Origin of the sequence: Limimaricola cinnabarinus LL-001 (assembly GCF_000466965.1) — a bacterium.
Classification (GTDB): Bacteria; Pseudomonadota; Alphaproteobacteria; order Rhodobacterales; family Rhodobacteraceae; genus Limimaricola; species Limimaricola cinnabarinus.
Genome location: NZ_BATB01000094.1, coordinates 1 through 9,281, shown reverse-complemented (window position 1 = coordinate 9,281; position 9,281 = coordinate 1). Strand labels below are relative to the sequence as shown.

Here is a 9,281-nt window from a genome sequence, read left to right as displayed (position 1 = left end):
CGGGCGTGCTCGGCGCGCTGGGCGAGGTATTCTCGGACGCAGCACCGGGCTCGGATGAGCGCGCCAGCCTGTCGGGGCGGATCATCCAGCTCGTGGCGTTGATGACGGTGTTGTCGATCGCGCCGGGCCTGCTGATGATCATGACCAGCTTCACACGCTTCGTGATCGTGTTCTCGATCCTGCGTTCGGCGCTCGGTCTGAACCAGACGCCGCCCAACATGGTGCTGTCGTCGATGGCGCTGTTCATGACCTTCTTCGTGATGCAGCCCGTGTTCGAACAGGCTTGGGAGAACGGGCTGCAGCCCTTGATAGACAACGCCATCACCGAGGAACAGGCGATCATGCGGATCGGCGATCCGTTCAAGGACTTCATGTTCGCCAACACCCGGCCGCGCGATCTCGAACTGTTCCAGGGCCTCGCCGCGCGCGCCGACGGCAGCGAGCCCGTGCCCGTCCCCGAGACCGCCCGGGAGGCGGGCTGGCGTTCGCTGATCCCGGCCTTCATGATCTCGGAGCTGCGCCGGGCCTTCTCGATCGGCTTCCTGATCTATCTTCCCTTCGTGGCGATCGACCTGATCGTCGCCTCGATCCTGATGAGCGCCGGCATGATGATGCTGCCGCCCGTGTTGATCTCCTTGCCGTTCAAGGTGATCTTTTTCGTGCTGATCGACGGCTGGTACATGCTGGCGGGCAGCTTGATGGAAAGCTACGTGCCCTTGGCCGGAGGATGACGATGAATGCGATGACCCCCGCGCCCGCGCGCAATCCCGAGCAGAACCCCGTGCGCGCAGCGGCGACGCCCCCCACCCCCGCCGCTGCGCCGCCTGCGCGGCCCCGAAAAGGCGGCGATCCTGTTTTTGTGCCTGGGCGAGGAGCGCGGCTCCGAGCTGATGCGCAAGCTGGCACCCGAGGACATCGCCAAGATCACCCGCGCGGTGGCCCGCCTCGGCGTGGTGCAGGCCGAGTTGGTCGAGATGGTGTTGGCCGAGTTCTCGGAAGGCGTCGACAGCGGCGGCGGCGTGGTCGGCTCGCTCGCTTCGGCCGAGGCAATGCTGCGCGCCTTCCTGCCCGAGGAGCAGGTCGAGGCGATCCTGCGCGACATCCGCGGCCCGATGAAAGAGCGCGACCTCTGGGCCAAGTTCTCGGCGATGAACGAAAACGTCATCGCCGCCTATCTCAAGGGCGAGCACGAGCAGACCGCCGCCGCGATCCTGTCGAATGTGGACACCGAGGTCGCCGCCAAGGTGCTGCCGCTCCTGGGCGAGGAGGCGATGCGAGAGGTGGTCGAGCGGATGATCCGCATGGAGGCGGTGCCGCCCAAGATGATGGCGCAGATCGAGGAGACGCTGCAGACCGACATGCTCTCGGCCGGCGGCCAGTCGAGCGCCGTCGAGATGGAGCAGCGCATGGCGGATCTGTTCAACAAGCTCGACCGCGACGTGTTCGAGGGGCTCCAGACCGCGATCGACGAACGCAAGCCCGGCGCGCTCGATGGCATCATGGCAAGGATGTTCACCTTCGAGGACCTGATCCGCCTCGACGCGCAGAGCCTCGCGCGGGTGATGCGCGGCCTGACCGGCAACACGCTGCCGCTGGCGCTGCGCGGTGCCAGCAAGGAGATGCGCGCGCATTTCCTCGACGCGCTGACGGCACGCGCGCGCGACATGCTGCTAGATGAGATGAACACGATGGGCCCGGTCCGGGGACGCGACGCGCGCGCCGCCCAGACGATGATCGTCGATTACACGCGCCAGCTTGCCGACGACGGCGCGATCGACCTGCCGACCGCGGGCGACGAGGATGAAGAAATTCTCGATTGACGGATGGCTCCGGAGGCGCGGTCCGCGCCTTCGGCCACCGCGTCAGTAGGAGCTGCGGCGGAACGAGGTCACGGCGCTGATGTCGAGGGTGATCGGTGTGAACTGCCCCCCCGCCCCGGCGCTCACGGCGGCGTTCATCAGCGTCAACGCCACGTTCGACGCGCTGTTGACACCGGCTTGGGCATCCGAGATCGCAACATATTTGCGCTCGAGCTTTTCGAGCTCGGCGGGGTCTTGAAGCTTGGTGATGTCGAACTTGGCCTTGAACAACTCGACCTGCTTGTCGATGTCGAGGCCCGCGACGCTCGAGGGCACGCCCAGCGAGGTGCGCATGAACTCGGTCATTTCCGGGTCCTTCAGCACGTCGAACCAGTTCTTGACAGCCCCAGCCTTGCGCCGGAATTCGAGCACGGTGCCGACCTTCTCATTCTGATCGGCCTGCGCGCTTTCGAACCGCTGTTCGACGTATTTGTTGATCATCACCGTGCGCCATGCCGCAGAGTCGGTCAGCGAATTTCGCGTGCCTTCGTCCTTGAAGCCAAGCTGCGTGTGCATTTCCTTGAACCGAGAATCGGTCAGGCGGTTGACCAGTGACGCGGGATCGTCCGCATCGCTCTTGAGCAGCTTCTTAATCAGGGCCTTGCCGAAGATCTGGTCCTCGAGATCGAAGGCTTCATCACGAAAACATAAAGCTCACGGTCCTCCATCAGCTGATCGACGGTCTCGACGTTGCCGATCCGCGCCTCGAAGGCGGCGATGGCGCGCTTGTCCTGCGCGCTGTTGCGGATCTGTTCGAGCTGGCGGTCGCGCGTGGCGTCCACCAACTGGAGACCCATCCGGGTGTTGAGACCCGAAAGACTGATCACCCCTGCGCCCTCCGCTCGGGATGGCTGTGGGGCGGCTGCGGTGCGATCTCCGGCTCGATCGCCGCGAGGTCGGACTGCGCGCGGGTCGCGATCCGCTCGAACAGCTCGGCCTCATGCGCGATCACCGGGCGCAACGCTCTGAGCGCCTTGTAGTAATCGCCGATGGACACGAAACTGGCCGCATCGAAGACATGGCCAAGGCTGGGATTGCCGAAGACCATCGCAAGGTCAGCCAGTTGGTTCTGGATTACCGGCAGCAGATCCTCGCGGACGGCCCTCTGGATCAGGGCCGTCTGGATCAGGTAGTAGACGCGCGTCACCGGGGTCACGGGCGCGTCCGCGTCCAGAAGGTCGTGGCCGCGCACCACGTCGGCCTGGCTTTCGATGGTCAGCACGTGGCGGCGCGACGAGTTGCGCATCATGCAGCCGTTGACGACGATCCGCTCGTCAGGCTTGAGGGTGAGTTTCAGCGCCATGTCAGGCCACCTCGGCGGCGGCAACCGAGCCCTGCCCAGCGAGGCCGGCAACGATCGAGCGGTTGATGTCGACGAGCGCGCGGACACCGGCATTGCCGCCCATCACGCTGCTGGTCTGGCGATCGACCCACATGGCGAGGGAAATGAGCCCGGCGCGCAGATCGGTGGGCAGCGCGTTCTTGGGCTGGGACAGGTCGAACTTCAGTTCGTTCCAGAATTTCTGATTGGTCGCGAGGTCGTCGCGCAGCCCGTCAGCCAGGAGTGTCGAGCGATCAAGCTTGCTCTCGGCACGGTCATAGGCGTCGGCGCGCGCGGCGAGCTGTCCAGTGACCCGGCTCAGGATGCGGCGTTCGATCTGGCGGGGGGTTTCGCTTTCGCGGATGGTGGTTTTATAGGCGGCGATGCTCATGCGTTCTGCTCTCGCTCAGGGCCCCGCTCTTCTGGCGGGAACGGTGGAGGCGGACGCAAGCGCAACCCGAGGATCGCGCAGACGCGTCAGCCGGTCGTAAAGTGTCAGGGGGGCACCGGGCGCTGGCCCGGCAGGGGTGCGGCCCGCCCCATAGGGCGAGCCGCGTCAGGCCTTAACGGAACAGGCTCAGGATGTTCTGCGGCGCCTGGTTGGCGATCGAGAGAGCCTGGGTCGAAAGCTGCTGCTGAACCTGCAGTGACTGCAGACGGGCCGCTTCTTCTTCCATGTCGGCATCGACCATGGAGCCAATGCCGCTGTCGAGCTTATCCGAAAGCGCAGTCAGAAAACTCTGTTGTGTCTCAATGGTTTTTTCTGAAACGCCGAGGGTCGTTGCTGCATCGATAGCCTTGCCGAGTTCAGCTTCTGCCGCTGTAAGGCGCGTCTGCATTGTATCGACGTCGTCACCACCCCCGCGCACGCCATCCACTCCGAAATCTTCGGCAGCGCTTACGTCAATACCACGAAGTGCGGTTGCAACGGCCTGCAAGTCAACCTTGCCGAAATCCATAGTGGTCGGAGCTTGGAAAGCGCCTGCACCATCACGGGTAATACCGGTAACCGCAGTGATCTTGTCTCCAGCAGTCGCCGAAAACATGCTGGATCCGTTGAAGTTTGACTGACTGATGGTAGCGTCCATGCGGTCGGCCAGTGCGACCAACTCTTTCTGCACTTCGGCACGATCAACGCCTTCGCCTTGCGCAAACGCAACGCGCTCAACAAACTGCTTGGCGAGGTCCGAAACGGTTTCGGCCCCGAGGCGACCAGTGGAGATCACGTTTTTAGTCAACGTAAGGCCTTCGTTGACAGCCTTCGTCATGCCGCTGTCGCCCTTCATCGTCTCAGAGATCGAAAAATAGGCAGCGTTGTCCTTTCCGGACTGGACCTTGAGGCCCGAAGAAATACGATCCTGAGTGTTGCTGAGGTTGGAGTTGATATTCCGCAAGGTGGAGAGTGCGGACATCGCGGAATTGTTGGTGAGGATCGAAGACATTTTAGTTCTCCAGCGTTCTTACTGTTCGATCGTCTTTCTGACGAAGTCGGCATGACCGCCGCGGTATGACTATGGTTAAATCCATGAATTGGGGCGCGTTTGTGGCGCTATACGGACTTATCCATGGGGGCGCGGGAGAGTGTGTCCCCGGCGCTACGATTTCCGTCGGCACCATAGAGACCGCCGAGCCCGTGACGGGCGCGAAGCCGCTCCAGATCTCGGGCGACGCCTGCCGTCGTCTCGCGCATCCGGCCCAGCATCGCCGCATCGTGGGAAATCAGGGCCGCCAGCGCCGCGAGGTCTTCGCGCAACGTCGCGGAGGCGTCATCCTCGGCCCCGAGCGCCGCCTCGATCACCGGCCCCGCCCCGTCGAGACGCGCCACGAGAGCGGTCTTCGCCTCAACCCGCTCCGCGACGGCCGAAATCTCGCCCGCCTTGATGTCGGCGATCTCGGCTTCGAGCAGGTCGGTCAGCGCGGCGATGTCGGCGCGCACCTCGATGATGGTCTGTTCGCTCATGACGCATTCTCCGTTCCACCGTCGCCATAGGCACCGATCGCGCGGGCCACGCTCTGGGCGATGCCGGTGCTGCCCTGATCCGAGATCTGCTCGGCGAAGGCGCGCGCGAGAAAGCTGCGCCAGGTTTCCTCGGCATGACCGCCGCCGAAGCTGCCGGTGTCGACGCTTTTCAGCATCTCATCGACGGTTTGGGCGAGAAACATCTCCTCGAACTTGCGGGCGGTGGCCATGGTCTCGGGATCGGGCGCACGTGTCTTGGCGAGTTGCCTGATCGAAAGGGGGCCGGGTGTGATCTCCATCAGATGATCTCCAGATCGGCGTGAAGCGCGCCCGCGGCCTTGATGGCCTGCAGGATCGAAATGGTCTGGCTGGCCGTAACGCCGATGGCGTTGAGCCCGTCGACGAGGCGCTGCAGGCTGACATCACCTTCGAGGATCGAGAACTGCGCCTCCTGCTCCTCGACCGTTACCTCCGTCTGCGGCACCACCACCGTGTTGCCGATCGAGATCGGCTCGGGCTGGCTCACCTCGATCTCTTCCTTGACGATGACCGTGAGGCCGCCCTGGCTCACCGCGACCTCGGCGATGCGCACTTCCGAGCCGATCACGATGGTGCCCGAGCGCGCGTCGATTACCACCTTGGCGATGGCGTCGGGCTGCACGCGCAGCCCTTCGATCTCGGCCAGCATGCCGGGGATGTCGACCTTGGCGGCCGAGCGCACTTCGACGGTGCCCGAATCGAGCGTGGTGGCGATGCCGCCCAGATGCGCGTTGATCGCCTGCTCGACCCGCTTGGCGGTGGTGAAATCGGGGGTGCGCAGCGCGATGCGAATCGAGTTCATCGTCGAGAGGTCGAAGTCGATCTCGTTCTCGACCGTGGCGCCGTTCTCGATTCGCGCAACCGTCGGCACGCCCTCGACGATCGAGGCGTTCGCCCCCTGCGCCGCATAGCCCGCCACCGCGATCGGCCCTTGGCTCACGGCATAGACCTCGCCATCCGCCCCGGTGAGCGGGGTCACGATCAACGTGCCGCCGCGCAGGGACGAGGCGTCGCCCAGAGAGGAGACCACCACGTCGATGGTCGAGCCGCGCCGCGCGAAGGGCGGCAGCATCGCGGTGACCATGACGGCGGCGGTGTTCTGGGTGCGCATCTGCTCGTCGGTCAAGTTACCGACGCCAAGTCGCTCCAGCATCCCCTCGATCGAGCGTTCGGTGAAGGGCGAGTTGCGCAGGGAATCGCCGGTGCCGTTAAGGCCGACCACGAGGCCGTAGCCCACGAGCTGGTTCTCGCGGACGCCCTCGAACTGGGCGATGTCCTTGATCCGCACCTCGGCCCGCGCCATCGGCGCCAGCGCCGGTGACAGCCCGAGCGCCAGACACAGGAGGGGCCACGCCCTGCAAAACCGCCTTGCCATGTTCCGCTCCCGCCAGATCGTGCCATCGTCACCCTAGCGAGAGCGGTGCCGTGACCGCAAGAACAGTCGGAACAATCCATGCATAGGTTGCATTTAAACAATCTATACATGGTTGCACGGTCACATGTAGTTCAGGAAAGACAGCCGCGCGAGCTTGGCCGTGACGGCGTAGGTGGCTTCAAGCTGCGTCTCCAGCTTGTTCAGCCGGGTCGCCGCCTCGTAGGGATCGGCCCCTTCAAGGGCGTTGGTCTGGCTGCGGTAGAGGTCGAGCCGCAACGCCTGCGAAGCGCGCAGTTCCTCGACCCGAGCGTGCTGCGCCCCCATCCGGCTTTCGGCGGCCAGGATGCCCGCGGCGCCGGTCCCCAGAGCATTGAAGGCCTCGTCGAACCAGGCCTTGCGTGCTGCGGGGTCCTCGATCTCGGAAATGTCGCCCGCGGCCAGCATCGCCAGGCCACGCAGCGTGTCGCGCATTCCCGGATCATTGGCCTGCACGCCGTAATCGATCGTCTCGTCCACGTCGATCCGCGCCGAGAGACGGCCCGGCTCGGAAGCCGGGCTGCCGTTGTAGAAGGTCTGCTCGAAGCCTTCGGCCGCGGCGCCGCCGGTCGAGAACACCGCGACCAGTTGGTCGGCCATCGCCGCCGCGTCGGCGGCGTCGGTCGGGCCCGCGCCATAGATCGCGTCGATCACCTCCGACGGGGCGAGACCGCTGCGCGGGTTCGCCTGATCCCATGGCTGCAACGGCAGCTTGCCACTGTCGAGGCCGCCGAAAAGCGCGCTGCCCTGCACGGTGCGGTTGGCCTGACCGACGAGCTGCTCGATCGCGGCGCGCGCGGCGGCCTGCAACTCCTTGCCCCGCGTCAGCCCATTGGCCCCGGTCTGTGCGGCGAGGTCCTGTACGCCGCCGATCGTGTCGCGGATCTCGCCGAGCGCCTGCGCTCCGGTGTCGAGACGGTAGGAGAGCAGTTCGTTCGACAGGACGAACCCTTCCATCCGCTGGGTTTCGGAGCGCAGGGCCAGCGCCTCTGCCGAGCGGTTGCCAAGGGCGCGATAGACGTCGGCCTTGCGGCTCGTGCTCATCTCCTGCCCGGCCTCGCCGAGCTTGCGATCGAGTTCGCCGATCTGGCGGGTTCTGGCGATGGTGCTTTGCAGGCTGCCGAGGCTGCGGGTCATCGAAATCATCATCGCTCTCCTTACCTGACCGCCGCGAGCAGCGTGTCCATCATCTCGCCCAGAGTCTTCATGACGGTGGCGTTGGCGGCATAGCTCTGCTCGATGAGCATGAGCTGCTGCAACTCCTCGTCGATGTTGACGCCCTGCACCGAGGCGCGGGCCGCCTCGACCGCATCGCGCCCGGCCGAGAGCGATTCGGCGTCATCGCGCGCGGTGTTGCGCATCTGCTGGTGGTCGGCGATCAGCCCGGCGGTGAATTCGGCCAGGCTGCGCTCCTCTCCCAGACCCGCCGCCGCGTCGAAATCCGTGCGCGCGCCGAGCATCGTGACATAGCCATTCACGCGACGCCCGTCGGAGGCCGGCCCCTCGGCCACGGCCCCCACGCCGTCGCGCAGCCGCCATGCCCCGCCGCCTGCGTCGGAGCGCACGGCGTCGTTGACGGCGATCCGTGTGGCCAGCCCTTCGAGACCCGCCGCCGAATAGGCCGCCCCTTGATCGGTGAACAGGCCCGCCTGCCCGGCGGCGAGGCTGTCATCGGCCGCTTCGAAGCCCTGAACGAGGCTGCGCGTCATCTCGTCGAGTTGCAGCTGCATGCGCGGCACATCGCCCGTCAGCAGGCTCAGCCGTCCGGCGAGCCGCCCCTCTTCGGAGCCGCGCGCTCCGGCGACGCCGGGGGTCACGTCGACACCGCCGAGGGTCAGGCGATCTGTCTGCCCGTCGAAGACCAGCTCGTGCGCGGCGTTGTTCTCGACCAGCGGCGCGCCGCCGGTGGTGAAGATCGAAATCCGGCCCGAAGCGTCGTAGCTGGTGCGCACGTCGAGCACCTCGCTCAGCCCGTCGAGCTTGGCCGAAAGGCTGTCCTGTAGCGAGGCGCGGCGCTCGGTGAGACCGTATTCGGCGCTGATCTTGCGGTTGACCTCGACGATCTCGGCCAGCTGGGCGTTGATCTGGCTCACGTCGTCGCGCACGCCTGCGCGGGCGTTGGTCTCGACCCGCTCTAGGCTGTCTGCAGCGTCGCGCAGGGTCGAGGCCATCGCGATCGCCGCGCGCACGGCGTTTTCCTGCAGCGCGGGCTGCGCCGGATCGGAGGCCACGGCGTCGAGCGCGCTTTGCAGTGTGCCGAGGCGGCCGTGCAACCCGGTCGAGGAATCGATGTCGCCCAAGGTGCTGGCATGGCTTTCGAGCGCGGCGGCGACGACCTCGCGGCCCGCCACGCGCGAGATTTCCAGACGGTGCGCCTGTTCGAGGCGGTCGTCGACGGCCCGGGCATAGCCCGTGACCGCGACGCCGCCGCCGGGCAGGGTCGTCATCGGCGCGCCGCGCCGCGAATAGCCCGGGTTCGACGCGTTGGCGATGTTGCTCGAAGTCGTTTCCGACCAGCGTTCGGCAGCGGCGAGGCCGCTGCGGCTGGCGGAGAAGGCGGCGGTAATGCTCATTCTGCACTCCTATGAAGTGAGGCGCGGCGCATTCTGCTGCCGCCTGCCCGGCTCAGCGTTTGAGGTTGGTGGTTTCCTGCAGCATCTCGTCGACGGTGGTGACGATCTTGGCGTTCGA

Annotated in this window: 12 protein-coding genes; 2 read left to right on the top strand and 10 right to left on the bottom strand. The window is 65.8% G+C overall.

Going from position 1 to position 9,281, the window contains the following annotated elements:
* Nucleotides 1-5: 5 nt before the first annotated feature.
* Nucleotides 6-731 (top strand): flagellar type III secretion system pore protein FliP, encoded by a 726-nt coding sequence (gene fliP / locus MBELCI_RS17505; protein WP_021695585.1) that lies wholly within the window; start codon nt 6-8, stop codon nt 729-731.
* Nucleotides 732-764: 33 nt separating this feature from the next.
* Complete coding sequence (locus tag MBELCI_RS17500; protein WP_045320445.1) at nt 765-1,820, top strand: flagellar motor switch protein FliG; 1,056 nt, start codon at nt 765-767, stop codon at nt 1,818-1,820.
* Nucleotides 1,821-1,862: 42 nt separating this feature from the next.
* On the opposite strand, the gene MBELCI_RS17495 is transcribed toward MBELCI_RS17500, so the two are convergent.
* From MBELCI_RS17495 to flgK, 10 genes are all read right to left on the bottom strand, one after another.
* A complete protein-coding gene (locus MBELCI_RS17495; RefSeq protein WP_235047690.1) occupies nt 1,863-2,444 on the bottom strand; it encodes a DUF1217 domain-containing protein in 582 nt (193 codons plus the stop codon).
* An 8-nt stretch (nt 2,445-2,452) separates the two neighbouring features.
* Complete coding sequence (locus MBELCI_RS22085; protein WP_021695582.1) at nt 2,453-2,686, bottom strand: hypothetical protein; 234 nt, start codon at nt 2,684-2,686, stop codon at nt 2,453-2,455.
* A complete protein-coding gene (locus MBELCI_RS17490; protein ID WP_021695581.1) occupies nt 2,683-3,162 on the bottom strand; it encodes a flagellar biosynthesis repressor FlbT in 480 nt (159 codons plus the stop codon). The genes MBELCI_RS22085 and MBELCI_RS17490 overlap by 4 nt, the downstream gene beginning before the upstream one ends.
* Nucleotide 3,163: 1 nt before the next feature.
* Complete coding sequence (locus MBELCI_RS17485; RefSeq protein WP_021695580.1) at nt 3,164-3,571, bottom strand: flagellar biosynthesis regulator FlaF; 408 nt, start codon at nt 3,569-3,571, stop codon at nt 3,164-3,166.
* A 172-nt stretch (nt 3,572-3,743) separates the two neighbouring features.
* Complete coding sequence (locus MBELCI_RS17480) at nt 3,744-4,622, bottom strand: flagellin N-terminal helical domain-containing protein (protein WP_021695579.1); 879 nt, start codon at nt 4,620-4,622, stop codon at nt 3,744-3,746.
* 107 nt (nt 4,623-4,729) lie between these two features.
* Nucleotides 4,730-5,140 carry a flagellar protein FlgN gene (locus tag MBELCI_RS17475; protein WP_021695578.1) on the bottom strand — a complete coding sequence of 137 codons (411 nt, stop codon included), beginning with the start codon at nt 5,138-5,140 and terminating at the stop codon, nt 4,730-4,732.
* A complete protein-coding gene (locus MBELCI_RS17470; protein WP_021695577.1) occupies nt 5,137-5,439 on the bottom strand; it encodes a rod-binding protein in 303 nt (100 codons plus the stop codon). Before MBELCI_RS17470 ends, MBELCI_RS17475 begins: the two co-directional genes overlap by 4 nt.
* Nucleotides 5,439-6,554: a flagellar basal body P-ring protein FlgI gene (locus MBELCI_RS17465; RefSeq protein WP_021695576.1), complete on the bottom strand. Its 1,116-nt coding sequence runs from the start codon at nt 6,552-6,554 to the stop codon at nt 5,439-5,441. The genes MBELCI_RS17470 and MBELCI_RS17465 overlap by 1 nt, the downstream gene beginning before the upstream one ends.
* A 120-nt stretch (nt 6,555-6,674) precedes the next feature.
* The gene (locus MBELCI_RS17460; RefSeq protein ID WP_158497407.1) at nt 6,675-7,736 is read right to left on the bottom strand and encodes a flagellin; all 1,062 of its coding nucleotides are present in this window, start codon (nt 7,734-7,736) and stop codon (nt 6,675-6,677) included.
* An 11-nt stretch (nt 7,737-7,747) separates the two neighbouring features.
* Nucleotides 7,748-9,163 (bottom strand): flagellar hook-associated protein FlgK, encoded by a 1,416-nt coding sequence (gene flgK, locus MBELCI_RS17455; RefSeq protein WP_021695574.1) that lies wholly within the window; start codon nt 9,161-9,163, stop codon nt 7,748-7,750.
* Nucleotides 9,164-9,281: the final 118 nt, after the last annotated feature.